The sequence below is a fragment of the Thalassospira australica genome (assembly GCF_000763295.1).
Taxonomy (GTDB): Bacteria; Pseudomonadota; Alphaproteobacteria; order Rhodospirillales; family Thalassospiraceae; genus Thalassospira; species Thalassospira australica.
This window is the reverse complement of the sequence record NZ_JRJE01000032.1, coordinates 223,846-249,428: the sequence shown is the minus strand read 5'-3', so window position 1 is coordinate 249,428 and position 25,583 is coordinate 223,846. Positions and strand designations below refer to the sequence as shown.

Annotated in this window: 22 protein-coding genes and 1 riboswitch; of the genes, 14 read left to right on the top strand and 8 right to left on the bottom strand. The window is 54.4% G+C overall.

What is annotated here, in order from left to right; genetic code table 11:
• Positions 1-35: 35 nt before the first annotated feature.
• Complete coding sequence (gene rfaE1 / locus JF44_RS0117245) at positions 36-1,508, bottom strand: D-glycero-beta-D-manno-heptose-7-phosphate kinase (protein WP_033070210.1); 1,473 nt, start codon at positions 1,506-1,508, stop codon at positions 36-38.
• A gap of 54 nt (positions 1,509-1,562) precedes the next feature.
• Entirely contained in the window at positions 1,563-2,147 is a 585-nt protein-coding gene (locus JF44_RS0117240; RefSeq protein WP_033070209.1) for a D-sedoheptulose 7-phosphate isomerase, read from the bottom strand.
• Between the two features lie 360 nt (positions 2,148-2,507).
• On the opposite strand from JF44_RS0117240, the gene JF44_RS0117235 reads away from it, so the two are divergent.
• Positions 2,508-3,737: an EAL domain-containing protein gene (locus tag JF44_RS0117235; RefSeq protein ID WP_033070628.1), complete on the top strand. Its 1,230-nt coding sequence runs from the start codon at positions 2,508-2,510 to the stop codon at positions 3,735-3,737.
• 52 nt (positions 3,738-3,789) lie between these two features.
• On the opposite strand, the gene cobT is transcribed toward JF44_RS0117235, so the two are convergent.
• Positions 3,790-4,824, bottom strand: a complete 1,035-nt coding sequence (gene cobT, locus JF44_RS0117230) for a nicotinate-nucleotide--dimethylbenzimidazole phosphoribosyltransferase (protein ID WP_033070627.1) — start codon at positions 4,822-4,824, stop codon at positions 3,790-3,792.
• A 231-nt stretch (positions 4,825-5,055) separates the two neighbouring features.
• On the opposite strand from cobT, the gene cobS reads away from it, so the two are divergent.
• Positions 5,056-5,898 (top strand): adenosylcobinamide-GDP ribazoletransferase, encoded by an 843-nt coding sequence (cobS, locus tag JF44_RS0117225; protein WP_052066068.1) that lies wholly within the window; start codon positions 5,056-5,058, stop codon positions 5,896-5,898.
• 37 nt (positions 5,899-5,935) lie between these two features.
• Positions 5,936-6,538, top strand: a complete 603-nt coding sequence (locus JF44_RS0117220; protein WP_033070208.1) for a histidine phosphatase family protein — start codon at positions 5,936-5,938, stop codon at positions 6,536-6,538.
• A 38-nt stretch (positions 6,539-6,576) separates the two neighbouring features.
• On the opposite strand, the gene JF44_RS0117215 is transcribed toward JF44_RS0117220, so the two are convergent.
• Positions 6,577-7,176, bottom strand: a complete 600-nt coding sequence (locus JF44_RS0117215; RefSeq protein WP_238318484.1) for a hypothetical protein — start codon at positions 7,174-7,176, stop codon at positions 6,577-6,579.
• A 354-nt stretch (positions 7,177-7,530) separates the two neighbouring features.
• A riboswitch (cobalamin riboswitch) is annotated at positions 7,531-7,721 on the top strand.
• 59 nt (positions 7,722-7,780) lie between these two features.
• Between JF44_RS0117215 and cobU the strand changes: the two genes are divergently transcribed.
• The 8 genes from cobU (at position 7,781) to JF44_RS0117175 (ending at position 18,374) form a co-directional block, all read left to right on the top strand.
• Positions 7,781-8,335, top strand: coding sequence for a bifunctional adenosylcobinamide kinase/adenosylcobinamide-phosphate guanylyltransferase (cobU, locus tag JF44_RS0117210; protein ID WP_081944489.1), 555 nt, complete (start codon positions 7,781-7,783; stop codon positions 8,333-8,335).
• A gap of 44 nt (positions 8,336-8,379) precedes the next feature.
• Positions 8,380-9,420, top strand: a complete 1,041-nt coding sequence (cobW, locus tag JF44_RS0117205; protein ID WP_033070206.1) for a cobalamin biosynthesis protein CobW — start codon at positions 8,380-8,382, stop codon at positions 9,418-9,420.
• Positions 9,421-9,643: 223 nt separating this feature from the next.
• A complete protein-coding gene (cobN, locus tag JF44_RS0117200) occupies positions 9,644-13,408 on the top strand; it encodes a cobaltochelatase subunit CobN (RefSeq protein WP_033070205.1) in 3,765 nt (1,254 codons plus the stop codon).
• A gap of 184 nt (positions 13,409-13,592) precedes the next feature.
• The gene (locus JF44_RS0117195) at positions 13,593-14,294 is read left to right on the top strand and encodes a hypothetical protein (RefSeq protein ID WP_033070204.1); all 702 of its coding nucleotides are present in this window, start codon (positions 13,593-13,595) and stop codon (positions 14,292-14,294) included.
• A gap of 183 nt (positions 14,295-14,477) precedes the next feature.
• Positions 14,478-15,104 (top strand): cob(I)yrinic acid a,c-diamide adenosyltransferase, encoded by a 627-nt coding sequence (gene cobO / locus JF44_RS0117190; protein ID WP_033070624.1) that lies wholly within the window; start codon positions 14,478-14,480, stop codon positions 15,102-15,104.
• Positions 15,105-15,142: 38 nt separating this feature from the next.
• Positions 15,143-16,675 carry a cobyric acid synthase gene (locus tag JF44_RS0117185; protein ID WP_033070203.1) on the top strand — a complete coding sequence of 511 codons (1,533 nt, stop codon included), beginning with the start codon at positions 15,143-15,145 and terminating at the stop codon, positions 16,673-16,675.
• 215 nt (positions 16,676-16,890) lie between these two features.
• Complete coding sequence (locus JF44_RS0117180; RefSeq protein WP_033070202.1) at positions 16,891-17,565, top strand: glutathione S-transferase family protein; 675 nt, start codon at positions 16,891-16,893, stop codon at positions 17,563-17,565.
• Positions 17,562-18,374, top strand: a complete 813-nt coding sequence (locus JF44_RS0117175) for a class I SAM-dependent methyltransferase (protein WP_033070201.1) — start codon at positions 17,562-17,564, stop codon at positions 18,372-18,374. Before JF44_RS0117180 ends, JF44_RS0117175 begins: the two co-directional genes overlap by 4 nt.
• Positions 18,375-18,412: 38 nt before the next feature.
• Here JF44_RS0117175 and JF44_RS0117170 read toward each other — a convergent pair whose 3' ends face one another.
• Positions 18,413-19,441, bottom strand: a complete 1,029-nt coding sequence (locus JF44_RS0117170) for a substrate-binding domain-containing protein (RefSeq protein WP_033070200.1) — start codon at positions 19,439-19,441, stop codon at positions 18,413-18,415.
• 102 nt (positions 19,442-19,543) lie between these two features.
• Positions 19,544-20,362 carry a tetratricopeptide repeat protein gene (locus JF44_RS0117165; protein ID WP_033070623.1) on the bottom strand — a complete coding sequence of 273 codons (819 nt, stop codon included), beginning with the start codon at positions 20,360-20,362 and terminating at the stop codon, positions 19,544-19,546.
• 230 nt (positions 20,363-20,592) lie between these two features.
• On the opposite strand from JF44_RS0117165, the gene JF44_RS0117160 reads away from it, so the two are divergent.
• Together JF44_RS0117160 and JF44_RS0117155 are read left to right on the top strand one after the other, a co-directional pair.
• Entirely contained in the window at positions 20,593-21,498 is a 906-nt protein-coding gene (locus tag JF44_RS0117160) for an SDR family oxidoreductase (protein WP_033070622.1), read from the top strand.
• Positions 21,499-21,705: 207 nt separating this feature from the next.
• On the top strand, positions 21,706-22,713 hold the full coding sequence (locus JF44_RS0117155; protein WP_033070199.1) for a complex I NDUFA9 subunit family protein: 1,008 nt from the start codon (positions 21,706-21,708) through the stop codon (positions 22,711-22,713).
• Between the two features lie 82 nt (positions 22,714-22,795).
• On the opposite strand, the gene JF44_RS0117150 is transcribed toward JF44_RS0117155, so the two are convergent.
• Together JF44_RS0117150 and JF44_RS0117145 are read right to left on the bottom strand one after the other, a co-directional pair.
• Complete coding sequence (locus JF44_RS0117150) at positions 22,796-23,476, bottom strand: GntR family transcriptional regulator (protein WP_033070198.1); 681 nt, start codon at positions 23,474-23,476, stop codon at positions 22,796-22,798.
• Positions 23,476-24,372, bottom strand: coding sequence for a dihydrodipicolinate synthase family protein (locus JF44_RS0117145; RefSeq protein ID WP_033070197.1), 897 nt, complete (start codon positions 24,370-24,372; stop codon positions 23,476-23,478). Before JF44_RS0117145 ends, JF44_RS0117150 begins: the two co-directional genes overlap by 1 nt.
• 197 nt (positions 24,373-24,569) lie before the next feature.
• Between JF44_RS0117145 and JF44_RS0117140 the strand changes: the two genes are divergently transcribed.
• On the top strand, positions 24,570-25,580 hold the full coding sequence (locus JF44_RS0117140) for a sialic acid TRAP transporter substrate-binding protein SiaP (RefSeq protein ID WP_033070196.1): 1,011 nt from the start codon (positions 24,570-24,572) through the stop codon (positions 25,578-25,580).
• Positions 25,581-25,583 lie beyond the last annotated feature (3 nt).

Sequence of the window (25,583 nt, the reverse complement as noted above, 5' to 3'; positions counted from 1 at the left end):
ATACGAGTTCTGCGTGCGGAGCAGGGCTGGGCGGATTAATCCTTGCCCTCATTCATCCGTGCGATGGTCGAGGTGGTTGAAAACCCGTCTTCAAGGTTGGCCAGAACCACCTTGCCGCCATAGCCGTGAACGATTTCCGCACCGACAACCTTGTCGATGGTGTAATCCGCACCCTTGACCAGAATATCGGGTTTGATCGCCTTGATCAGCTCAATCGGGGTGTCTTCACCGAAAATAACCACACCACTAACGGTTTCAAGCGATCCCAGTACGGCTGCACGGGCGGCTTCGGACTGAACCGGGCGAGAGTCCCCCTTAAGCCGTTTGACCGATGCATCGGAATTCAGCCCGACAATCAAACGGTCACAGCTTGCACGCGCCTGTTTTAGCAGGCTGAGATGGCCGGGGTGTAACAGATCAAAGCAGCCATTGGTAAAGCCGACTTTGTATCCCTTGCGCCGCCAGCGTTCCGCACGGTCGACCATGCGATCAAGCGGCATCAGTTTGGCCTCCCCAATCATCAGGTCATGATGATGAAGTGTTGAAACCAGCTCGTCGGGATAGACAACCGCTGTGCCGATTTTGCCAACCACGATGCCCGCTGCGACATTTGCAATGCGCGCCGCATCGGCAAGGCTTGAACCCGCAGCCACAGCAGCGGCAAGGCAGGCAACGACCGTGTCGCCGGCCCCGGAAACGTCAAACACTTCGCGGGCTTCGGTTGGCAAATGCAGTGCTACGCCATCCTGGGTAACAAGGGTCATGCCATCCTGACTTCGTGTCAGAAGCACATTTTCGATGCCGCATTCGGTAATGATCTTGGTTGCGGCGGCAACGGCGTCCTCATCGCTGTGAATGGCGATCCCGGTTGCGGCTTCTGCCTCTGCCCGGTTAGGCGTTACCACCGTAGCTCCGCGATAAATGCTGTAGTCACTGCCCTTTGGATCGACAATTACCGGTTTGCCTGCCTTGCGCGCGGTTGCAATGGCCGCAGCTACAACATCGGCATGCAAAACACCCTTGCCATAGTCAGACAAAATGATCGCGGCGACATCCGGTGCAAGTTGCCCGGCCAGCGCGGAAAGATTGCTGATGGTGGCAGGTGCGATGTCAGCCGTTGTTTCATTGTCAGATCGCAACAACTGCTGCCCACCAGCAATATAACGGGTTTTGATCGTGGTCGGGCGGTTGCGCTCAGTCTGGATATAGGGCTCAACACCCGGATCGCTGGCGACATATTCCATGACCTCGCGACCGGGCAGGTCATCACCAACCAGTGACAGGAACTGAACCGACGCACCAAGGGCGGTGGCATTACGCGCAACATTTCCGGCCCCGCCCAGCATGGCGCTTTCGCGTTCAACCCGAATGACGGGTATTGGTGCTTCGGGCGAGATGCGATTGACCGACCCATAAACAAACCGGTCGAGCATCACATCACCAATGCAAAGAACCTTTGCGTGGATCAAATGTTCAACCTGTTGGGCCAGGTGGCTGAGATCGGTCATTGTGATGTTTCTTCGTTCTGTCTGATCGGTCAGGCGGCGGGTAGGTGGTATAGGTTACTTTTGGGTCAGGCCAAGGGTGTGCTCAAGTGCCCCAACCAGCATCTGACCAATCTGGATATGCATTTCCTGGATGCGTGCGGTGGTGTTGCTTGGCACGATCATCACCGGATCGCACAGATCGACCATATCCCCACCGGTTTTCCCGGTCCAGCCGGTGGCAATCAGGCCCATTTCACGTGCCTTGGCCAATCCGAGATTGACGTTTTTGCTGTTGCCTGACGTTGAAATGCCAATCGCAACATCATCGGGGTTTCCCAGTGCCTCGATCTGGCGTGAAAAAAGGTGATCAAAGCCAAAATCATTGCCAATCGCGGTCAGTGCCGAGCTATCGGTTGTCAACGCAATCGCTGGCAAAGCGCGGCGATCATTGATGTATCGGACTGTAAATTCGGTTGCGATATGCTGGGCATCGGCTGCTGATCCACCATTGCCAAAAAACAGCAGTTTGTTGCCGTCATTGAGCGCGTCGGTGCAAATCTCGACCAGTTCAATAAAGGCATCACGCGTGGCTTCGCGGGTCTTGTTGACCAGATCAAGATGCTCGTCAAACTCTGCGTCGAAAAAGGCTTTGATATCCATGGTCTATCCAGATCCTGCTCGCTAAATCGTCTCAGCCGTGTTTTGACATCAGATTGCGGAATGAATTCTTAACAACGGTGCGCGAAGCATATCGACCCGTTACCAAAACGCACTTGCGTCGCCCGCTTATCGTCTTCAATCGTATCGCCCGGATATCAAAACGGGCTGAAACTAGCAGCTTGGTTGGTGGAAAGCTACGACTTATGTTTTCCGCAATATGTCTGAAAATGCCTGATATTCACGTTTGGTTTCAACGTTTATGAGTGATAAATACATAACCTGTTAATGGACGGGCGTTATCGTGGAGCGGGCAGGTTCACGGCTCTGATTCCGCACAACATTCATCTGGTCATTGCATTTATGTCTGATAGTTCACTTCCATCGCCAGAAGCCTTCCTCGTTGATTATGTGCGACGCCTTGAGCGGCGCAAGGAAGGCGTTGGTGCGATCCATGTGCATTTTTCAAAACTGTTGGCATTTAATCGCCGTGATCACCACATTCGTACAGCGATCGGGGCGTTCGAAGAAATTGTACCCGAAGTTACCGGGCGCATTTTCACCCTGTCCAATCAGGATCTGATTTTCATCTTTGATGCGGCAGAGATGGATGAAGTCAATGCGGTTATCTTCCGCCTGAAATTCCTGTTTAATGATGATCCGTTGATTGCTGAAGGCAAGGACGAAAGTGGTGCGCCCGCCAGCTTCACCGATTATTTCGATGTTGGTCAGCAATATAAGGACTTCCTGCATCTGACCCAAACGCTGGTGCGGGCCAATGCCAACCGTCCCAAAGTCGTCAGCAAGGCAGCAGAACGCCATAACGACCATCCCGAACTCAGCGATGATCGTGCCCCGCTGACCCCCAAAATTCTTGGGCGCATTGATGAATCGCTTCGGCGTGCGGATTTGTCGAACCTGATGCGCCGCCAGGCCATCTGTGCTGTTGTCGGGGATGCCAACCCGACGCCGGTTTTTCATGAATTGTTCATTTCGATCAAGGATTTGCAGGAAACTCTGCTGCCGGATGTCAATGTCTTGTCGAACCGCTGGCTGTTTCAGCATCTGACCGAAATTCTTGATCGGCGCATGTTGTCACTATTGACGCGATCCAATGACGCGTCGGTGACCGGGTCTGTCAGTATCAACCTGAATGTATCCACCCTGCTGTCGCCCGATTTCCTGACATTTGACAGCAATGTTAAAGCCGGGCAGCGCGGCACAATCGTGCTTGAGCTGCAAAAGATTGATATTTTTGCCGATCTCGGGGCGTTCTTCTTTGCGCGTGATTTCTGTCGTGATCGTGGGTATCGCATCTGTATTGATGGCATTAGCCATCTGTCGCTGCCTTATATCAACCGCAACAAAATCGGTGTTGATATGATCAAGATGCTGTGGGATCCGGAAATGGAAAACATGGATGACGAGCACCGCGAAATAATGCGCGCAGCCGTCGCAGAATCAGGCGATACGCGCGTTATCCTGTGCCGTTGCGATGATGAACGCGCAATCAAGTTCGGTCATTCGATCAACATCACCATGTTCCAGGGACGTCACGTCGAACACCTGATGAACGAACGAACAAAAAAATAGCGCCAGTTTGTCTGGCGCTATTTGGTAGGTCTTTTACAGATCAAGCGGGCGTTCAAGCCCCTTCCTTGCCATCAATGCCAGCCTTGTCAAATGTTGCCATACCGTTATGACATTCCGCAGCTGCGCGTAAAAGCGGGATGGCAAGTGCCGCCCCCGACCCTTCGCCAAGGCGCATGCCGAAATCAATCAGGGCTTCCTTGCCAAGTTTTTCAATCAAACGTGTATGCCCAGGTTCCGCTGATACGTGCCCAACCAGACAGTGATCAAGTGCATCCGGGCGGATCGCGGCCAAAACGGCCGCTGCAGCACAGGAAACATAGCCATCAAGCAACACCGGCACGTGTGAAAAGCGTGCCGCGATGATGGCGCCTGCCATGGCGGCAATTTCGCGACCGCCGACACAGCGCAGAATTTCAAGCCCGTCCCCCATCTGGTGTTTGTGCAAAATGATGGCGTCACCCACCACCCGGGTTTTCAGATCAAGGGTCGCGTCATCAATTCCGGTACCCCGGCCAGTCCAGTCGGAGGCATTCCCACCATAAAGCGCGTGGGCAATTGCCGCCGCTGATGTGGTGTTGCCGATCCCCATTTCGCCGGGCACAAACAGATCAATACCCTTTTCAATCGCGCTCATGCCAAATGCCATGGCTTCTGCACAGCCTTCATCATCCATCGCGGGTTCGCGTGAGAAGTCGTTGGTTGGTATTTCAATCGCGACTTCCATCACGCGCAGTTCCGCATCAACCGACTTGCAAATCTGGTTGATCGCAGCCCCGCCGTTAATGAAATTCTCGACCATCTGCTGGTTAACGCTGGCAGGAAAAGCCGAAACACCTTGTGCAACAACACCATGACTGCCAGCAAACACCGTAACGCGCGGGCGTGTCATGCGCGGGCGTGACGTCCCCTGCCATCCGGCAAGCCACAGGCTGAAACTTTCAAGACGGCCAAGCGATCCGGCCGGTTTGGTCAAGGTCGGTTCACGTTCAAGCACGGCGTCTTGGGCCTTGGTGTCGACATCCGGAAGTTCGGCGAGAAGGGCACGAATTTCCTCAAGACTTTGTGGGGGGTGCTTGGGATTGAACATGTTGGTCTCCGGATAACGGCGATATGTGTTTGATGCGTTCCGCTTGGCTTCTGGCAAGGTTGGGATTAGGGTCAGAAACCAATTGTATCGGGCGTCTCACCGTAATGTGCTGCTTACAAAGGGCCATGGCGTTGCTGGGCGGCCCTGACCCTAGGCCCATGCGCAACAGATTGCCAGTTTGAAAATCGGAAATTTACGGTGCCGGAAGATCATAACCAAAACGAAACAAATATGCAAAGTGCGGATTCAAAGGTGCTTACCGGGGCCACCTCATCAAACGATCGTGCTGCCCTTGATGAGAACACAGATACGACCGCATCTTTGATATCAGACTTTTGGCGTGCCTTGGCTTTGTTGAGTCGGGTGCCTGTTATGGGTATTGATGATTTTCGAGCAACCCTGATCGCAAGATCGGTTTGGTCATGGCCCCTGGTTGGCTTGCTGTTGGCAGGTTTTGCGGTGTTGCCCGCGCTGCTGGTCTATGAGCTGACAGGCAATATCCTGATTTTTGCCATTGTAGCACTGGCAGCCATGGTGCTTCTGACCGGGTGCATGCATGAAGATGGTATGGCTGATTGCGCCGACGGTTTTGGCGGCGGTTTTGAGCGTGCACGCAAACTTGAAATCATGCGTGACAGCCACATCGGAACCTATGGGGTTACTGCCCTGATTTTGTGTTTTGGTCTGCGCCTGGTCTTGCTTTCGGCGGCAGGAAGCGCCGGGCAAGCAGTAACCCTGTTTCTGATCCTGGCGGTGACATCGCGTGCGGCCATGCCTGTGGTGATGCATATCCTGCCTCCAGCCCGCGATAATGGTTTGGGCAAGGGCGCCGGACATCCGAAATTAATTGCTGTTGGTATTGGCGTGGCCATCGCAGCGGTGGTTTCGGTCATTCTGTCTGGGGTGATCGCAACCGCGGTCATTGCGGCTGGTGCGATGCTGGCAATCACACTTGTTGTGGCGGTGGCAAAATGGCAAATCGGCGGGCAGACCGGGGATGTATTGGGGGCGACCCAACTCACGACGGAGCTGTTCGTCGGGGTCGCGTTCATCGCTGTGGTTACCAACGCCTAAGCAGGGTTTGAATATTGGCTTTTGGGGAGCGAACACAATGAAAACAACACGCTGGTGGCTGGTCCGCCATGCCCCGGTCGAAAACCCCGAACGTCTGGTGTATGGCCGAAGTGACATGCCTGTTGACCTTTCTGATGAAAAATCCCTGCGTGCCCTTGCCCGTCATTTACCCCGCGATGCCGTCTGGGTGACAAGCCATCTTTCACGTACGCTTGATACTGCGCTAAAGCTTCAGGAACTGATGGATGAAGACGTCATTCCACAACGCGAAAGCGGTTTTGCCGAACAGCATTTTGGCGCGTGGGAGCTGCAGCACTGGAATGATTTGCCAAAGGGTGAAACAACAAAGTTCTGGACCGATTTTGCCCGCCAACAGCCCCCGAACGGAGAGAGTTTTTCTGATATGGTCGGGCGTGTCGGGCCGCTTTTGCACCGCTTAAACCGTTACTGGGCCGGACGGGATATTGTTGCGGTCGTCCATGGCGGTACGGTGCGGGCATTGATGGCCAATGCACTTGATTTGTCACTGGAATCGGCCCTGGCATTTCACATCGATACGCTGGGCCTGACCACACTCGAATATATTGATGGTGTCGACGCGCCGGGCTGGCGGGTAACTGCGGTAAACCAACGCTTTTAAGCTGGTCTTGAAGCGTTGTGGGGTGTGGTAAACGTGACTTAGACTGATGCCAGTTCGATTTCTGCTGTCATATCCGCAAGCGCGTGCTCGGCCAGATATCGGTCAACCATATCGGCGTCAAGATCATGCTTTTCACAGATATCAAGAACATCGCGAAGATAAGCCTGATAATAGGGCATTGGACGACTGCGTGATTTACCACGTACTGCTGCGACATTCGGGAAGTCGCCTGCAAAATATGTACTTTCGATCACCTGAATGGCGGTGTCATCAATGATTGCTGCAGGCATCTTGCAATAGGTTTTGCCGCACGCCGAAAGCATCTTGCTTGCTGTTGGAACCGATATGCCGGGCTGGGACAGAAGTTCGTTAAGCTCTTCCTGCCCAAAGTCTTTTATCGACATCAGGGTAACCAGTGTTGGCATATCACGCACAAGAAGCGACAAGGCATTCACACGAATGCCGCGCGCATGTGACCAGATGATGGTTGCAATGACACCTTTTGAGGCATCCTTGGCAAAGATCTCTCTGACGTCGCGTCGGGCAAGCGTGATTTCACCGTCGGTTGCATATTCTTTGATAAAGGTCTGGAACGTCCGATCAGAGCTGTTCAGCCGTTCAAGCAGGCCCAGCCACATATCTTTCCGTGATGATGTGACCCAGGTGGGTGAACTTGGCTGCCGGATTTTCGATAGGTGCGCGCTAATAGCCATTTGTTTTCACAAAATTCCATTTAACCCCAAGATTTTCGGCACAGCTTTTCCTGTACCCGGCCGGGTGATGATTTTTGTGATCCCGGCGGCTTTGCTGGTTGCGCGGTTTTTCCGTCTCTGACACCAACAAGACGGTTTTGATGTTCTCTTAAATGATATCCCCTCTCAAGCAGGCAATTCTTACAAATACTGACAAATGCTAATCTTCCAGTTAGGGACGGTTCATACCAACTGCTCATACCAAGTGCTCAAAGACATAGAATGGCCTTTGGGTTAACGGGCAAACCTGTTAGGTTCGGCGCACCGTTCGGTGATGGGAAATCGGTGCGATGCCGATGCTGCCCCCGCAACTGTATCGGGTTGGGAGATCCGGGTCGGTGCCAACGCGCCAGACCAGCCACCGGGCAACCGGGAAGGCGGATCGCTTTCATGCCCGCAGCCAGGAAACCTGCCGAAGGTGTCACTATTCTTATGGGTGGTGGCGACGCAATCGGGCCTCGGTGGGAGGCCATGGCGAGGAAATAACGGGATGACCCAGACTTTACCCCCCTCTGCACCCCCCCCTTCTGCACCCCTTGGCGGGATGCATCTGATCCTGGGTGGGGCGCGATCCGGCAAAAGCCGGTTTGCCGAAAACATCATCAATCAGGCTGGCGGTGGTACCTATATCGCAACCGGACGGGCCTGGGATGATGAAATGGCCAATCGCATCGATCTTCACAAACAATCACGCGGCGACCTTTGGCAAACACTCGAAGAACCGGTCGAACTCTGCGCCGCACTTCAGACCTGCAATATCGCCGGCGGGAAGCCGGTTCTGGTCGATTGCCTGACCTTGTGGCTGACCAATCTGATGCTTGAAGATCGCGATATCGATGGCGCAATCACAGCTCTTTGTGATTTGGTGCCGAAACTCGTCGTGCCGGTGCTTTTTGTTTCAAACGAGGTCGGTTTTGGCATCGTGCCGGAAAATGCGATGGCGCGCGCCTTTCGCGATCACGCCGGACGCTTGCATCAACGCGTCGCCGAACTGGCTGACAAGGTCACCCTTGTGGTTGCCGGCATTCCGATGCAGGTCAAATAGCAACAAATCGCAACATAAAGAATTGAGTTTTAAGGATTTTAGAAATGGCACAATTGGGCAAGATCCCGGCAACCGTCATTACCGGTTTTCTGGGCGCAGGCAAAACAACCATGATTCGCAACATGCTGGAAAATGCCGATGGCAAACGCATTGCGCTGATCATTAATGAATTTGGCGATCTGGGTGTGGACCGCGGCATCATCAATGGCTGTGGCATCGAAGGTTGCGCAGAAGATGACGTGGTCGAACTTGCCAATGGCTGCATCTGCTGCACGGTGGCAGATGACTTTCTGCCAACCATTCAAGGCCTGATTGATCGCGACACGCCACCAGACCATATCGTTATCGAAACATCGGGTCTTGCCCTGCCAAAACCCTTGGTAAAGGCGTTTAACTGGCCCGAAGTCCGGTCGCGCGTAACGGTCGATGGTGTGGTGGCCGTTCTTGATGGTGCAGCCCTTCGCGATGGTTTGTTTGCCCATGATCATCATGCGGTCCAGGCCCAGCGCGAAGCCGACGACAATCTTGATCATGAAAGCCCGCTTGAAGAACTGTTCGAAGAACAGCTTCACTGTGCCGATATGGTGGTTTTGAATAAAACCGACCTTCTGACCGATGCCGAACGCGCCAAGGTCGAAGCCGATATCCGGACTGAGCTGAAAAAGCCGTCGGTCAAGATCATCGCAACCGAACATTCCCGCGTTGAAAATGCCATCCTGCTGGGGCTTGGTGCTGCGGCCGAGGATGATCTTGATAGCCGCCCAAGCCACCATGACGATGGTCACGAACATGATCATGACGATTTTGACAGCTTTGTTGTCGCCCTTGATACGATCAGTGATCCGGCAGCACTTGAAAAGCGCCTTGTCGATGTTGTGCGGCAGTTTGATGTTCTGCGGATCAAGGGGTTCCTTGATGTGCCAGGCAAACCGATGCGCCATGTGGTTCAGGGCGTTGGTGAACGGTTCCAGCGCTATTTCGATCGCCCATGGGCGGATGGGGAAACCCGCCGGTCCGAACTGGTGGTGATTGGCTTGCATGGTCTCGACCGTGCTGCCATCGAAGCGGCGATCAAGGGGGCATAAACCGGTTTGTTCACGTTTTGTTTCACGTGAAACATCATCTTTCCATCATCAGAGGCTTATCTGGTGACGGGAAGATGATCCTTTGATCCAGGCATCCCCGCCAACAAAATTGCGGGCGGGGATGTTTAATATTGCTGTTCGTTAGGGTCGAAACCCTGAAAGGTCATCTGAAAAGTGACCCAAAAAACGGCCCTAAAAATGGCCCGAAAAACGGAAAGAACCGATGCATCTTTTGGCAGCCCAGCCCGGAATGGTTACCGATGGCAGTGAGGCCGTGGACCTTGGACAGCAACCTGGCGATGTGGTGATCCTGTCGGCGGCCGAGTCTGAGCTGGCCTGTCTTGCCGGGGCGCAGGGGCGTCTGGTGGATGCATTTGGGGGCGCGGCCCCGTCCTTGCGTTTGGCAAGCTTGCTTCAGCTTGGTCACAACATGTCGGTGGATCTTTATATCGACGATGTTGTGTCGGATGCCAAATTCATCATCGTGCGCATTTTGGGCGGACGGGGATATTGGGATTATGGCATTGAACAGCTGGTTGCCCTTGCACGCGCCAAAGACATTCCGTTGGTCCTGTTGCCCGGGGATGACCAACCCGATGCAGAGCTTCTGTCACTTTCGACCGTCAAAGGCAGCGATTACCAGAATATCTGGCGTTATCTGATTGAAGGTGGCCCGCAAAATTCAGAGAATTTGCTGCGCCTGATATATGAAAAGCTCAATTCAGACGTAAACTGGAACTGGGCACCTGCAGCCCCGCTGGTCAAGGCCGGCGGCTATTGGCCCGGAACATCACAGGCAGGCCTTGATGAAATCCGGGGCCACTGGGATGCCAATCAACCGGTGACGCCGATTGTTTTTTATCGATCATTGGTACAGGCCTCCAATCTTGATGTAATCGATGCGCTGGTTGAGGAACTTGTTGCCAATAACCTGAATCCATTGCCGATTTTTGTCGCCAGCCTAAAGGATCCGTTGGCCGCTGCATTGGTCGATGACTGGCTGGCCGAAACCAACGCCGATTTGATCCTTAATACCACCGGCTTCGCGATATCCGTTCCGGGATCAGAACGAAAGAATGGTCCGTTTGATGCGGTGGATGCACCGGTGTTTCAGGTGGTGCTTTCTGGCGGGGGCGAGAATGCCTGGCGTGACGGTGTCAATGGATTGGCCGCGCGTGATATTGCAATGAATGTCGCCTTGCCCGAGGTCGATGGCCGTATCCTTGCGCGCGCCATTTCGTTTAAGGGATCGGCAGGCAAGGATGACCTGACGCAGATCGATCTGGTCAAATACATCCCGGTGCGCGATCGCGTGGCCTTTACCGCCAAACTTGCCGCCAACTGGGTACGCCTTCGGAAAACCGATGCAAGTACGCGCAAGGTGGCGTTGGTGATGGCCAACTATCCCAACAAGGATGCGCGTCTTGGCAACGGGGTCGGGCTTGATACCCCGGCAGGCATGATCGAAACACTTCGTGCCATGCAGGGCGAAGGATATGCGATTAATGATCTGCCCGCCGATGGCGATGCCCTGATTGCTGCGGTCAAGGCCGGACCTACCAACGATTTCAAATCGCTTGGCAGTCGCGAAATTCGCGTGACCCTGAAACGCAAAGATTACCAATCCGCGTTTGATACCCTGCCCCAAACCATCCGCGATCAGGTGGTTGAGGCCTGGGGCGATCCGAAAAACGATCCGTTCTATCTGGCGGATCGCGATGCCTTTGCCCTGTCGATCCTACCGATGGGCAATGTAGTGATCGGTCTGCAGCCAGCGCGTGGCTATAACATTGATCCGCTTGAAAGCTATCACTCGCCCGATTTGGTGCCGCCGCACAATTATTTCGCCTTTTATATCTGGCTGCGTCATGTGTTTGGCGTTGATGCCATCATTCACTTTGGCAAGCACGGCAATATGGAATGGCTGCCGGGCAAATCGTTGGCCCTGTCCGAGGATTGCTTTCCCGAGGCCGTCTTTGGCCCGACCCCGCATTTTTATCCCTTTATCGTCAATGATCCGGGCGAAGGCACACAGGCCAAGCGCCGGGCACAGGCCGTGATCCTTGATCACCTGACCCCGCCATTGACGCGCGCGGAAAGTTACGGGCCGCTCAAGGATCTCGAAGCGCTGGTTGATGAGTATTATGACGCCGCCGCGGTCGATCCAAGGCGCCTTGTGATCCTGAAACGCGATATCCTTGAACTGGCGATCCGCATCGGTCTTGATCGTGACTGCGGGATCGAAGCCGACGAGGATGAAGAAAGCGCGCTGGCCAAGCTTGATAACTATCTGTGCGAGCTTAAGGAACTTCAAATCCGCGATGGCCTGCATGTCTATGGCAAGGCCCCGGAAGGGGATCTTTTGACCGATCTTTTGGTGGCCCTTGCCCGGTTGCCACGCGGTTCGGATAGCGGGCCCAAGGCATCCCTGCATCGCGCGATTGCCAAGGATATTCTGGGGGATCGGGCATTTGATCCGCTTGATTGTGCCTTTGCCGAGTTTTGGCCGGGTGCCAAGCCCGATGTGCTGGCGGCTTATGACGCGGAGGATATCGGACCATGGCGCACCACCGGTGATACCGTGGAGCGGATCGAGCTTCTGGCCCGTGATCTGGTCAGGGGCACCGTTCAGGCCGATCCGGCATGGTCGGCCGTATTTGACGTTGTTTCTGATATCGAAACGGATATTCGCCCCGCCGTCACCGGCTGTGGCCGAGCCGAGATCGAAGGTCTTTTACGTGGCCTTGAGGGCAAGTTCGTTGAACCCGGCCCGTCCGGCGCCCCGACCCGTGGGCGTCCGGATGTGTTGCCGACGGGGCGCAATTTCTATTCGGTTGATACCCGCACTATCCCCACCCCGGCGGCTTGGCAGTTGGGGTGGAAATCGGCCGAACTTCTGCTTGAACGTCATGTGCAGGATCACGGCGAATGGCCAAGTGCGCTGGGTCTTTCTGTCTGGGGGACCAGCAATATGCGCACAGGCGGCGATGACATCGCACAGGCATTGGCCCTGATGGGCGTACGTCCGACCTGGGATAGCGCGTCACGCCGGGTGACCGGGTTTGAAATCATGCCAGCATCCGTTTTGGGCCGTCCGCGGGTTGATGTGACCTTGCGGATATCGGGTTTCTTCCGTGATGCCTTTCCGGGTCTGATTGACCTGTTTGACAGTGCGGTGAGGGCGGTGGCCGACCAGCGTGACGAACCCGAAGATATGAACCCGATTGCCGTTCGGATCGCAGCCGAGGCCGCCAAACTCCGCGCAGAGGGCATGGCAGATGATCAGGCCGACCGGCAGGCAGGATTTCGTGTGTTCGGTTCCAAACCCGGCGCGTATGGTGCCGGGCTGCAGGCCATGATTGACGAAAAACTCTGGGAAGATGAAGACGATCTTGCCGACGCCTACCTTGCCTGGGGAAGCTATGCCTATGGCAATGGTGCAGAAGGCACGGCTGCGCGTGATCTGTTTGAAACCCGTCTCGCCAAGGTCGATGCGATTGTCCATAATCAGGATAACCGCGAACATGATCTTCTGGATTCCGATGATTATTATCAGTTCGAAGGTGGAATGACATCAGCAGTGCGGAGCCTTTCGGGCCAGCAACCGACTGTCTATCACAGTGATCATTCCCGCCCCGAAAGCCCGAAAATCCGTACCCTTGAAGAAGAAATCGCCCGTGTTGTACGGGCCCGCGTGGTGAACCCGAAATGGATCAATGGCGTGATGCGCCATGGCTACAAGGGGGCGTTTGAAATGGCGGCAACGGTCGATTACCTGTTTGCCTTTGCCGCGACCGCACGTTGCGTTGCCGATCATCACTTTGATCTGGTCTATGATGCCTATCTTGGCGATGCGGACGTTCGCGATTTCATTGCTGATCATAACCCCGATGCGCTGCAGGATATCAAGGATCGCCTGCGTGAAGCCATCGAACGCGGGTTATGGCAGCCGCGCCGCAACAGTGTCGCTGTCGATCTGGAAGGGTAAGGGATCAACTCTTCCTTGTTATTGGAATCACAGTAATTTTACCGTGGGAACAATGTGGGGAGTTGAAACGTTACGTTTTCGCACCATATCTTAATTAACCAACTGTTAAGAAGTTGGGGGACGGGGCACACCTTTCGTATCGCCTGCATGGGAAGCAGGGTGATTGAAAAGATCGGAGGCCGCAATGGATATCAAGACCAACGTCCGTTTGCCTGATTATCTGCAAACTCCAGTGCCCGCGCATGACCGGCACGCCGATATCGTAAACTTCCTGCTTTCTGATTTTGACATGCCCGACTGGCTGCTGTCCGATTTGCAGGGCACCGGGCGATATCGCCCGGCACGCGGTGCCATTCGCGCTGTTTTGGAGGCGCGTGAACGCTTTAACGGTGTTCATCGGCCCGTGACGTTCGAAGAATTCCACGATGGCATGACAGAACTCGCCCATCATCTTCCCGGTCCCGATCAAACAAAGTTCGAAATCAATGCCAAGGTAAAGATTTACTGGCGCTACCTGCAAGGGGTTGAGCGTCAGGTCTGGCGCACGGCCATTGCGGTTGCCCATCTGCGTCTGGATCATTTCCCGGTGGTGAGTGAATTCAAAACCCTGATCGAACAGGTCGCGATCAGTCGCGATTGGCTGGAAAAGCGTCTTGAGGTGATCGAGAAAAGCTTCCAAAGCCCGACCGGAGTGCGCAACGATGCTGTTCGCAAGGCGCTGCTTCGTTTGCGCCGCATGTCGCCCGGTGATCGCCTTCAGCTGTTTAACAAGGCGCGCATGCGGCGTCCGGAACTGCGCAATATCGATATGCGCGAACCCGATAAATGGGCTGATCTGGTCACCGGTGATCTCGGCCTTTCAACACGGGACGGTGCAAGTTGGTAATCTTCTGATTGCCACGTGTTACCACGCCAGCACACAGTAATTTGCATATCATCCAAAGCGCGGCCGGACGGGCCGCGTTTTTTATGACCACCCATCGCGAACTTGATCAAAACCCCCAAAACGGCCCTTGATCCGGGGGGGCTTTCACCGCATTCTGGGGCGGCATTTCAAAGGGAAGAAACAATGTCCGACAAAAGCCAGCCAGATGTCGATATCAATGCGCGCCACGATGAGAAAATGAAGAAAATCAAGGCCGCACGTGACAAGATGATGGCCCAGAAGATTGATAAAAAGGGCCTGATCATTGTCCATACCGGCAAGGGCAAGGGCAAGTCATCCTCGGCCTTTGGCATGGCGATGCGTTGTGTCGGGCATGACATGAAAGTCGGCGTTGTTCAGTTCATCAAGGGCGGTTGGGAAACCGGCGAGGCAAAGCTTCTGAAAAAATTCCCGGAACTGTGTGAATTCCATGCCATGGGGGCGGGCTTTACCTGGGAAACCCAGAACCGTGCACAGGATGTGGCACTGGCCCGCGAAGCCTGGAACAAGGCATTGGAAATGCTGCGCGATCCAAGCTATTCGATGGTGATTTTGGACGAAATCAACATTGTTCTGCGCTATGACTTCCTGCCGCTTGATGACGTGCTTGAGGCACTCGCCAATAAACTGCCTGATCAGCATATCGTTCTGACCGGGCGCAATGCCCCGGATACATTGATCGAGGCGGCCGATCTGGTAACGGAAATGACCATGGTCAAACACCCGTTCCGCGAACAGGGGATCAAGGCGCAGATCGGGGTTGAATTCTGACCTCGCGTCGATCTTTGCAAGAAAGTTTTGAACCCGGAATGAGTGTGCAATCTGTTCCCGCCCTGATGTTGCAAGGTACCGGTTCCGATGTCGGGAAATCCTTGCTGGTGGCCGGATTGTGCCGCGCCTTTGCGCGTCGGGGTTTGCGTGTGCGCCCGTTCAAGCCGCAAAATATGTCCAACAATGCTGCTGTCACCGATGATGGCGGTGAAATCGGTCGGGCGCAGGCACTGCAGGCCCGCGCGGCCGGTGTGCCGACATCGGTGCATATGAACCCGGTTCTGCTTAAACCGCAAAGCGATATCGGCGCCCAGGTCGTCGTGCAGGGCAAGGTCATCACCAGTGCCAGGGCGCGCGATTACTATCGCCTCAAACGCGATCTGTTGCCCAAGGTCGTCGAAAGCTTCAAGGTCATGGCACGTGATGCTGATCTTGTCCTGATCGAAGGGGCCGGGTCGCCTGCCGAGGTCAATCTGCGCGCATCTGACATCGCCAATATGGGCTTTGCCGAAGCCGTCAGTGTCCCGGTCATTCTGGTCGGCGATATTGATCGCGGCGGGGTGATTGCCTCTATCGTGGGCACGCATGCGCTGTTGTCCGAAGATGATCGCCGCTGGCTCAAGGGCTACGTCATCAACAAATTCCGTGGGGATGTATCGCTGTTTGAACCGGCAACCGGCATCATTCACGACACCTGTGGTCTTAAAAGTTTCGGTATCGCAACATATTGGCCGAATGCCTATAAACTGCCTGCCGAAGATGGCGTTGCGCTAGAAAAAGCCGGGAAGTATCAGCGTTCTGGTGATCCCGATGCCGATCATGTTCTTCGTATCGCTGTCCCACATTTGCCACGCATCGCCAATTTCGATGACCTGGATCCGCTGGCGGCTGAGGACGATGTCGATCTGCTGATGATAAAGCCCGGGCAGGTGATCCCGGCGGATTGCGATCTGGTGCTGTTACCCGGTTCGAAATCAACCATGGCCGATCTGCGCTTTCTCAAAGAACAGGGCTGGGACATCGATATTCTCGCCCATCATCGCCGTGGTGGGCATGTCATTGGCATTTGCGGTGGTTATCAGATGCTGGGCCGTATGGTGCATGATCCGGACGGGGTTGAAGGTGCGCCCGGTAGCGAGGCAGGGCTTGGGTTGCTTGATGTTGAAACCGTGATGGCCGGTGACAAGACCCTGCGCAAGACCAAAGGCCATACGACCGATATGGCAGCGCCACTTGATCACGGTGTTTCTGTAATCGGTTATGAAATCCATATGGGGCAGACTGAAGGCCCGGATCGCGTGCGAAGTTGGCTGGACCTGAATGGCAATCTGGATGGTGCAAGAAGTGCCGATGGCCGCATATTGGGCTGTTATCTGCACGGGTTGTTTGGCAGTGATGATTTCCGCCATGTCTTTTTGGCATCACTTCGCAGCGATGGCACCCATAGCCCTCAAAGCACCCGTAATTTTGAAGCCGGAATCGACGCTGCCCTTGATGAACTGGCCGATCATCTTGAAGCCTGCCTTGATCTGGATGGTTTGCTGGAACTGGCAAAAACGCGCGGGAAATAGCCCGAACTGACGTTTTCGATTGGTCCTGTTGTCAAGATGGGTGGAAATTGTATCGCGGGCGTGCAGAAGGCCTTTACTTCACCCGCGTCGCATGGTTTGAGATAGCTGCAGTTCCGGGTTGGAAACGAACCGGGTGATTTGCGATTTATGGAATGTTTGCCCCGCTGGGCGGGTCTTTGCAAAACGTTCATTCTTGATCGGGTATCTTCACTCTTATGCGTCAGTTACATCATTTTTGGCTATCACCGTTTTCACGCAAAGTGCGCTTGGTTCTGGCCGAGAAAAAGCTGGATTTTGAACTTAGTGCAGAACCTGTTTGGGAACGGCGTGACGAATTCCTGCTGCTTAATCCAGCCGGCGAAGTACCTGTGCTTGAGGAAGAAGACGGATCGGTCCTGTGTGATTCGACCGTGATCTGTGAGTACCTCGACGAAGTTTATACCGACGAACCGAAATTGTTTGGCGATACCCCAAAAGCACGGGCCGAAATCCGCCGCCTTGTTGCATGGTTTGATGGCAAGTTTAACCGCGAGGTCACCGAACACTTGCTTGGTGAAAAGCTGCTTAAACGGTTCTTTTCCACCGGGACGCCTGATACCAAGGTCCTGCGTGCCGGGCGCACCAATGGTGCCTATCACATGGACTATATCGGCTGGCTGTTTGAGCGTCGTAATTGGCTGGCAGGCGATCATTTGACCATGGCCGATCTGGCAGCGGCCGCACAGGTTTCCGTCATCGACTATATGGGCGATATCAACTGGTCCAAACATCCGCGCGCCAAGGATTGGTATATGCGGATCAAAAGCCGCCCGGCCATGCGCGATATTCTGGCCGATCGGCAGGCCAGCTTCCCGCCATCAAGCCACTACGCGGAACTGGATTTTGAATGACGAATTCATCCCAAAAAGATGAATTCTACCCCCAAGGCGGATTAAATACCGCCAGTTACGATCTTCGTGCTGATCTTGATCGCCAGATTTTTGACGACCCCATTCCCTTTTATACCCGTCTTGCCACAAGCCTGGCCCATGAAAATGGTGTGCTTGAACTGGGTTGTGGCACAGGGCGAATCAGTGCTGCCATTGCCAAGTCTGGCATCCCGGTCGAGGGGCTTGATCTGTCGCCTGCCATGCTCGATCAGGCGCGGACCAAATATCCCAACCTGACATGGCATCTGGGTAATATGTGCGAGTTTGATCTGGGTCGGCAATTTGATCTGGTTATCATCCCGTTTCGCGGTCTTCAGGAAGTCACCGATGCCGACGATCAAAGGCGGGCGCTGGAACGCGCCTTTGCCCATCTTAAACCGGGTGGGGCCATCGCACTTGATCTGATGGATCCTGATCTTCGTTATTGCCTGCCCGAAGGGGACCCGGAATTTGTCGAGCTCCCGCTTTTTCCGATGCCCGATGGTATTGGCAAGCCCGGCAGTCGACTTCGCATCACCGCCATGGAGCGCACCAACGATCCGCTGACCCAGAAGTTCAGCGAACATTGGCGGTTTGAGGAAATCAGTGAACAGGGAGATGCCATTCGGCGTGAAGATGCCTGGCATCATCTGCGCTGGGTCCATCGCAGCGAAATGCGCCTGATGCTGGAAATTTCCGGATTTGTTTCGATGTCGGAATTTTCAGATTTCGAGGGTAATCCGCCGAAATATGCCAGCAATCAGGTCTGGATGGCAAAACGGCCGGACTGATGCCCGGTCGTCTCACGATTGGATGACTATATAGCGGGTCAGTTTCCGGCGAATTTCGCAGCCTGCGAAAGAGTATCCTTGCGCTCTTCTGGCGGCAGCGGCACCAACCCGTTTTCGGCAAGCAAACCGTCTTCGCCAATGACCGCGTCGGACACATAGGTCGAAACAAATGCGCCAAGGGATTGAACAAGCTGTTCGTGATCGTCCTTGACGTACAGGTAAAGCGCACGTGACGCCGGATAGCTGCCATCAAGGATGGTTTCATAATCAGGTTCGACGCCGTTAACCGGAATGCCCTGCAGCCTGTCGCGGTTACGTTCGAGGTTATTGAAACCCATCACGCCATAGGATGTCGGGTCTTTTTCAAGTTTGCTGATGACAAGACGGTCATTCTCGCCGGCTTCGATATAGGCCCCGTCGTCGCGGATGGCCCGGCACAAAAGACGGAAGCTTTCTGGGTCAGATACCTCAAGGCTTGCGATATCAGAAAATGTCGCACATCCCTTATCAAGAATAAGCTGCCCCAACAGGTCGCGTGTGCCCGATGTCGGTGGCGGGCCATAGACCCGGATTTTCAAATCCGGTAGGGACGGGTCGACATCGGACCAATTAACGTTTGGATTTGGTACGCTGGCCCCATTGATCGGAATGGTGCGCGCCAGAGCCAGATAAAGTTGGCGCGCGCTCAGCGACATGCCCGGTGCGTCGCGCGATCCCAGCATGACGATACCGTCATAACCGATCTTGATCTCGCTGATATCCTGTACTGAATTGGCAGCACAAATCGCTGTTTCCGATCCGGTGATCTGACGTGATGAATCGACAATGTCGGGGAATTCTGAACCAATGCCACCACAAAACAGCTTGAAGCCGCCACCTGATCCGGTGCTTTCAACCACGGGGGCCGGTTCACCGGTTGTTTTGGCGAAATGCTCGGCGACCTTGGTGGTTAATGGAAAGATCGTCGATGATCCAACAATTCTGATCTGATCGCGGGCCTGTGCGGTGGTCGGTGCTGTAAGCCCGATCAAAGCAGCAAAGGCAGTCAAGGCAAGCGTGCGACGCATTTTGTCCCCCAAAATCTATCCGGTCATGGTCCGGCACATGGTTCTACCGGTCATATACAAGGAAATCAGTCGCAGTGAACCTGTTTTCTGATCTGCTCTGATCTAGTTGTCCCCGGTACGAACATCCATCTTTTCTATATTCGCTTTTGCCGCATCAGCAACAGGGGTTCCGTTTGAAAGTTCTATGACATTTAACCAGTCGCGGCGTGCCAGATCATCATCCCCGGCAATTCGATGCAGCTTTCCGCGTTCAAACAGGGCCTGCACATTCTGCGGTTCCCGATCAAGAACATACTCGATATCAGTCATTGCCAATTCGTAACTTTCAAGCAGCCGCCAGGCAGAGGCCCGGTAAATCAGGGCTTCTGGATGACCGGGGGCAAGATCAAGTGCCGCATTCAGGTCATCAATCGCTTCCCAATATTCCCCGGCAAGTCCAAGCGCCATTGCCCGATCAATCCAAAGCTGCGGGTTGTTGGGCACAAGTTCCAGTGCGCGGCTTTGATCGCGCCAGGCGAATTCGAGGTTATTGGCCATCAACCACGCCTGGCCTGCCTGGGCCAGCATACCGGCAACCACACCGGGGCCTGCTGCGCTGTCCTTGGCCAAGGCATCAAGGCGGGTGGCGGCTTCTTCGTATTTGCCAAGCGATATCAGGGCGACGGCAACACAATGGCGGGCCGGTTCCCCACCACCAAGGTCACGCCACGCAATCGCACTTTCAAACCCGTCTTCGGGTTTAAGCTGGGCCAGCTTGATGCAGTCGCGATATTGCTGGCTTTCCTCGCTGGTCATGCCGCCGTTGCTTTCGGTCTGGGCGATGGCGTTCGATGTACCCGCACTCCAGATGCCAACAAACCCCGCAACGCACAGCATGGTGGTGGTGCGCTTAAGGCACGGGGGGACTGGAAGTCGTGACATGAAAAGCTCCGTCGTTTTGGCAAAACCGTTGGCAAGCAGCATAGAAGATGATGAACATGATCGCACCATGCCAGAATGCGCTTGTCCGAATACAAAACGCATGAAAACGGCAAGATAATGATTGTCCTTGCCTGTCGGCGCCATGTGCCGGGCAAAAGTTTTTGTCTGCACCGGGCAAGATCGCTTACTGTGCCCACGAAAAAGTAACGCAGTCAAATGCAGGTGTCTTGATGACCAACAAGCTGTTTTGTTTCGGGATGGGGTTTTCCGCCCGCCTTGTCGCCCGCCAATTGCGCGCGGAAGGTTGGAAAATTGCTGGAACCACGCGAAGCGCTGACAAGGCCAAACAGCTCACAGCCGACGGCATAGAACCGTTCATCTTTGGTGATGATCAACCGATTGCCGATATCAAGGCCGCCTTTGATGGTGTGACCCATGTGATTGCATCCGCTCCGCCCGGTGGGCAGGGGGACCCGGTGATCCATCATCATGGTGGTGATCTGGCCGCACTTCCGGCGGGAACGTGGGTTGGTTATCTGTCGACCACGGGTGTCTATGGGGATCGCAACGGTGGGGAAGTGACCGAAGACGATGACCTTCTGCCAAGTGGCAAGCGTGGTCGGCGTCGTGTGGCGGCTGAAAAGGCATGGTTTGAACTGGGCCGCCGGCATGATCTTTGTGTGCAAAGTTTTCGATTGGCGGGCATTTATGGTCCGGGGCGCAATGCGCTTGAAACCGTCCGTTCCGGACGGGCACGCCGGATCGTCAAGCCCGGACAGGTGTTTTCGCGCATCCATGTCGAAGACATCGCCCAGACGGTTCTGGCCTCGATCAAACAGCCCAATTGCGGGGCCGCCTACAATGTCTGTGATGATGATGCCGCCCCGCCGCAGGACGTGATTGCCCACGCCTGTGGTCTGCTTGGCATTGATCCGCCGCCCGAACAGGATTTTGCGACTTCTGTGCTCAGCCCGATGGCGGCAAGCTTTTATGAAGATAATAAACGGGTTTCAAATGCGCGGATAAAACAGGAACTGGGTGTAAAGCTGCGTTATCCGGATTATCGGGCCGGTTTGATGGCGCTTTATGATGAAATATTGGCCAAAGTGGAGGCCAAGGACGAAAATGTTTCATAAAACCGCGTTGTTGACGCGGGTTTCGCGTCGTATATAAGCCAAGAGCCTGCGGAGACTCATATCGTCTTCTGTTTGGACACTATATGATTGTCCGCAGGATACTATTTGGATCGGGTCGGTTCCTGCAACGGACCCTGAAGGCACCAAACGCCGATAACTGTCGCGGAGTTTATCCGCGTTCCCGTGACCGGCAAGGAGAGAGCAAGCATGGATCGTCGTATCGTTACCGTCTTTGGCGGCACCGGATTTGTTGGACGTCACATCGTCAAGCGTCTGCTTGAACGTGATTTTATCGTCCGCGTCCCGACCCGAAGCTTTGAACGGGTCAAAAAGCTCAAGCCGATGGGTTATCTCGGTCAGGTGGTTCCGGTTCATTGCGATGTGCGCGACGAAGACAGCATCAAGGATGCGCTTGAGGGGTCTGAAGCAGTCATTAACCTTCTGGGTATTCTTTATGAACGCGGCAGCAAAAATTTCCTGAACATCCACGTCAAGGCGGCCAAACGCATTGCCGAGGAAGCCAAGGCATGTGGTGTCAAAACGCTTTTGCATATGTCGGCCCTTGGTGTGGATAAAAACACGTCTGCCAATTATGCGACCTCAAAACTTGCTGGTGAAAAAGCCGTGCGCGAGGTGTTCCCGGATGCGGTGATCTTCCGTCCGTCGGTGATCTTTGGGCAGAATGACAACTTCCTGAACAAATTTGCCACCATGGCGCGTTTCTCGCCGGTTCTGCCGGTTGTGGGTGCACCGGGCCTGCCGAAAGTTGATCTCGGCGAAGGCAAGGTTGATCTGCACGGCGAAGGCGGCCCGAAATTCCAGCCGGTTTATGTTGGCGATGTCGCCGATGCGTTTGTCACGGCCCTGACCGAAGGCAAATCTGCGGGCAAGACCTATGAGCTTGGTGGGCCGGAAACCTATTCCTTCATGGCGCTGCTTCAGGACATGCTGCGCATCACCCGCCAGCGCGCCATTTTAATGCCCGTCCCGCTTTGGCTGGCATCGATCAAGGCATTCTTCCTGCAGTTCCTGCCGGTACCGCCGCTGACGCCCGATCAGGTGCGTTTGCTGAAAACCGATAACGTTGTGTCCGAAGGGGCCGACGGTTTTGCCGAGCTTGGCATTACGCCCAACAGCCTTGAGGCAATTGCCCCATCCTATTTGAAACGTTTCTGCCCGCCGCGCAAATCCGGCGAGTTCCGCCGGTTTGTCTAGGACAAGCCAGGGCCCAAATACACAAAACCCCGCCGAACCATCGGCGGGGTTTTGTCTTTTGGCAGATATCAAGTTTTCGGGGTTACCGATCCCCCAGACCCAGTGCGCGTCCGCGTGCATTTTCAAGATGCTGGCGCAGGCATGTGGCAGCCTGTTCCGGGTCACGTTTTTCAAAGGCAGCAATGATCGCAAGATGATCGTTCATCACATTCTGCAACAGGCTTTCTGACAGCCGAAAGCGTTCCTGGCGTATCAGGCGGATCTTGACGGAATTGACCTTATAGATCTTTGAAATGATTTCATTATCAAGTGAATCTATGATCGTGTCATGCAGCGACCAGTCCACAGTCTGGGCATGTTCAAGCAGTTCCGGTGTGATGCCATTTTCGCTGGCCGAGTGCAGGACGTCTTCATGTGCCTTGCGAAGCTTGGTCAGCGTCTGATCACTGGCCTGTATGGTGAACAACCGCGCGGCTTCGAGTTCCAGAAAAAAACGAAGCTGAAAGGCATTGCGCACAAGTTCAAGATCAATATGGGCGACCTGCATTCCACGCTGCGGTACAGTGGTTATCAGGCCGTCAGCTTCAAGGCGCGGGATCAATTCGCGAATGGCACCAAGCGGCATATCGGTAATTTCGACAAGTTCACGCTGCGAGATAAACTGGCCGGGCCGGATATCACGGGCCAAAAGATGTTCGGTGAAGCTGTTATAGGCTTCGCTTCGCCGACTTTGTCTTAGTGGGTGCCGCTTGTTTTCGCTCATCAATCATTCCTGGCTGCGAACAGGGTATCGTAAGAATTTGTGATCCACTCATACTGTTCCTGCGTCAGTTCGACAAGCGGCGCGCGCACGCGCGACCATTGCGCACAGCCGGTTCTGTGCGCAACAAGCGCCTTTACCGCGGGCGTTACAGGGAGTTCGATAAGAGCGTTTACAAGTGGCGCCAACCGCGAATCCGGTGTTTTGCCATCCAGAAGCGGGACCAAAAGGTCCGGGGCAAAATTTGCCACGCCGCTGATCGCGCCGGATGCGCCCAATGCGATTGCCGCCCCCAAAAGCCGTTCATCCCCGATCAGGATGTGCCTGTCGGAAAACCGGTCGAGCAAGGTTTTCGCATTTTCCCAGTCGCCCGACGAATCCTTGACCCCGGCAATCATGTCAGGGTGGCTTTCAATCAGGGCGGCGATCATGTCCGGGCCGACCGGGGCGGCTGAGACCTGCGGAATATGGTACAGAATGACCTGAAGTCGGGTGTCACTGATCGCATCAAGAAACTGCCGGAACCAGATGATCTGCCCGGCATCGCTGGACCCTTTGAAATAATAGGGTGGTGTTACCAGAACATATCTTGCCCCAAGCGAGCTGGCTGTTTTTGCAGCCTGAATTGCATCTGAAAGTGCGGATTCGATAATGCCGACAATGATCTGGGTCGGGGCAATACCGGATGCCAGCAAAGCCTTGTGTGCCGCGATTTTTTCATCACCAGACAGATGTGGCCCCTCGCCGGTTGTTCCGCCAAGGGTGAAAGATACACACCCCTGGGAAAGCAATGATTTGGCATGTTTGCACAGCAGGTCGATATCGATCGCGCCGTCAGGGGTAAAGGGCGTTGTAATCGCAGCGGAGATGCCGAATTTGTCTGATCTGGTGGCGGGCATGACACATTCCTGTTTCGCGCCAGATAACCTGACGCAGTGTTTATTGGTGTTGAAACAGTTGTCTATCACTAACATGTTAGTTATACAATAGGTGTCGTGTCAGTGCAGATGTTGTTGATTCTCATCTGTGGAAAGACCTAAAAACAATAACGACACACTAGAAAAACAAATACTTAATGTCCTTTAGGGAGGATAAAATGACCAAAACACCCATGGCACGCAGTCTGGTAAGGCTTGCATCGGCAGCAATCTGCACCTTTGCAATTGGTGCAACATCGGCCTTTGCCGCAGACGCGGTAAAGCTGCGCATTTCAACACCAGCCGTTGAATCCGACTGGCACGCCAAAATGCTGACCGTCTTCAAAGAAGAACTTGCAAAGACGGCACCGGGCGAATTCGATATTGAAATTCACCTGAATGCCAGCCTGTTCAAACAGGGAACAGAACCCGCTGCAATGCAGCGTGGCAATCTTGATATGGCGATGATTTCGGCACAGGACATTGCCAAACAGATACCGGAATGGTCGGTATTTACCGCTGGTTACCTGATCCGTGATCCGGAACATCAGAAAAAAGTTTTCAACAGCGACATCGGCAAGAAATTCTATCAGATGGTCGCCGATGACATGAATATCGAAATCCTTGATGTCGGTTATCTTGGTACCCGCGAGCTTAACCTTGCCAATGACAAGAAAATCACCACCCCGGATGACCTGAACGGCGTGAAGCTGCGCATGCCGGGGTCCGATGCGTGGTTGTTCCTTGGCAATGCGCTGGGTGCCGATGCAACACCACTGGCATTTGGTGAAGTCTACACCGGGCTTCAGACCGGAACGATTGACGGTCAGGACAACCCGCTGCCGACGGTTAAGGCTGTCAAATTCTATGAAGTCACCAAGCAGATCGTTCTGACCGACCATCTGGTCGATGCGATTTTCCTGTCGATGGCAAAAAGCACCTATGACGATCTGAGTGCAGATCAGCAAAAAAAGGTCAAGGACGCTGCGGCGGTTGCGACCGCCTACAACAACAAAATGCGCATTGAAGATGAAGAGTCGCTGATTGATTTCTTCAAGAAAGAAGGCCTTTCGATTTACACCCCTGACGTTGCTGCATTCCGCACCAAAGTTCAGAATGCCTATCTGGAAAGCGAATTTGCCAAGGATTGGCCAGAAGGCATCGTCGAGCAAATCAACGCGGTGAAGTGATAA

Bases quoted from the DNA above. Each gene is read 5' to 3' on its own strand.
- JF44_RS0117150 (WP_033070198.1), bottom strand. From the start codon at position 23,476: ATGAGCGAAAACAAGCGGCACCCACTAAGACAAAGTCGGCGAAGCGAA.
- JF44_RS0117185 (WP_033070203.1), top strand. From the start codon at position 15,143: ATGAGTGTGCAATCTGTTCCCGCCCTGATGTTGCAAGGTACCGGTTCC.
- cobT (WP_033070627.1), bottom strand. From the start codon at position 4,824: ATGTTCAATCCCAAGCACCCCCCACAAAGTCTTGAGGAAATTCGTGCC.
- cobO (WP_033070624.1), top strand. From the start codon at position 14,478: ATGTCCGACAAAAGCCAGCCAGATGTCGATATCAATGCGCGCCACGAT.
- JF44_RS0117240 (WP_033070209.1), bottom strand. From the start codon at position 2,147: ATGGATATCAAAGCCTTTTTCGACGCAGAGTTTGACGAGCATCTTGAT.
- JF44_RS0117175 (WP_033070201.1), top strand. From the start codon at position 17,562: ATGACGAATTCATCCCAAAAAGATGAATTCTACCCCCAAGGCGGATTA.
- JF44_RS0117140 (WP_033070196.1), top strand. From the start codon at position 24,570: ATGACCAAAACACCCATGGCACGCAGTCTGGTAAGGCTTGCATCGGCA.
- JF44_RS0117195 (WP_033070204.1), top strand. From the start codon at position 13,593: ATGGATATCAAGACCAACGTCCGTTTGCCTGATTATCTGCAAACTCCA.
- JF44_RS0117170 (WP_033070200.1), bottom strand. From the start codon at position 19,441: ATGCGTCGCACGCTTGCCTTGACTGCCTTTGCTGCTTTGATCGGGCTT.
- rfaE1 (WP_033070210.1), bottom strand. From the start codon at position 1,508: ATGACCGATCTCAGCCACCTGGCCCAACAGGTTGAACATTTGATCCAC.
- JF44_RS0117165 (WP_033070623.1), bottom strand. From the start codon at position 20,362: ATGTCACGACTTCCAGTCCCCCCGTGCCTTAAGCGCACCACCACCATG.
- JF44_RS0117215 (WP_238318484.1), bottom strand. From the start codon at position 7,176: ATGTGGCTGGGCCTGCTTGAACGGCTGAACAGCTCTGATCGGACGTTC.
- JF44_RS0117155 (WP_033070199.1), top strand. From the start codon at position 21,706: ATGGATCGTCGTATCGTTACCGTCTTTGGCGGCACCGGATTTGTTGGA.
- JF44_RS0117235 (WP_033070628.1), top strand. From the start codon at position 2,508: ATGTCTGATAGTTCACTTCCATCGCCAGAAGCCTTCCTCGTTGATTAT.
- JF44_RS0117145 (WP_033070197.1), bottom strand. From the start codon at position 24,372: ATGCCCGCCACCAGATCAGACAAATTCGGCATCTCCGCTGCGATTACA.
- JF44_RS0117180 (WP_033070202.1), top strand. From the start codon at position 16,891: ATGCGTCAGTTACATCATTTTTGGCTATCACCGTTTTCACGCAAAGTG.
- cobU (WP_081944489.1), top strand. From the start codon at position 7,781: ATGACCCAGACTTTACCCCCCTCTGCACCCCCCCCTTCTGCACCCCTT.
- cobS (WP_052066068.1), top strand. From the start codon at position 5,056: ATGCAAAGTGCGGATTCAAAGGTGCTTACCGGGGCCACCTCATCAAAC.
- cobW (WP_033070206.1), top strand. From the start codon at position 8,380: ATGGCACAATTGGGCAAGATCCCGGCAACCGTCATTACCGGTTTTCTG.
- cobN (WP_033070205.1), top strand. From the start codon at position 9,644: ATGCATCTTTTGGCAGCCCAGCCCGGAATGGTTACCGATGGCAGTGAG.
- JF44_RS0117160 (WP_033070622.1), top strand. From the start codon at position 20,593: ATGACCAACAAGCTGTTTTGTTTCGGGATGGGGTTTTCCGCCCGCCTT.
- JF44_RS0117220 (WP_033070208.1), top strand. From the start codon at position 5,936: ATGAAAACAACACGCTGGTGGCTGGTCCGCCATGCCCCGGTCGAAAAC.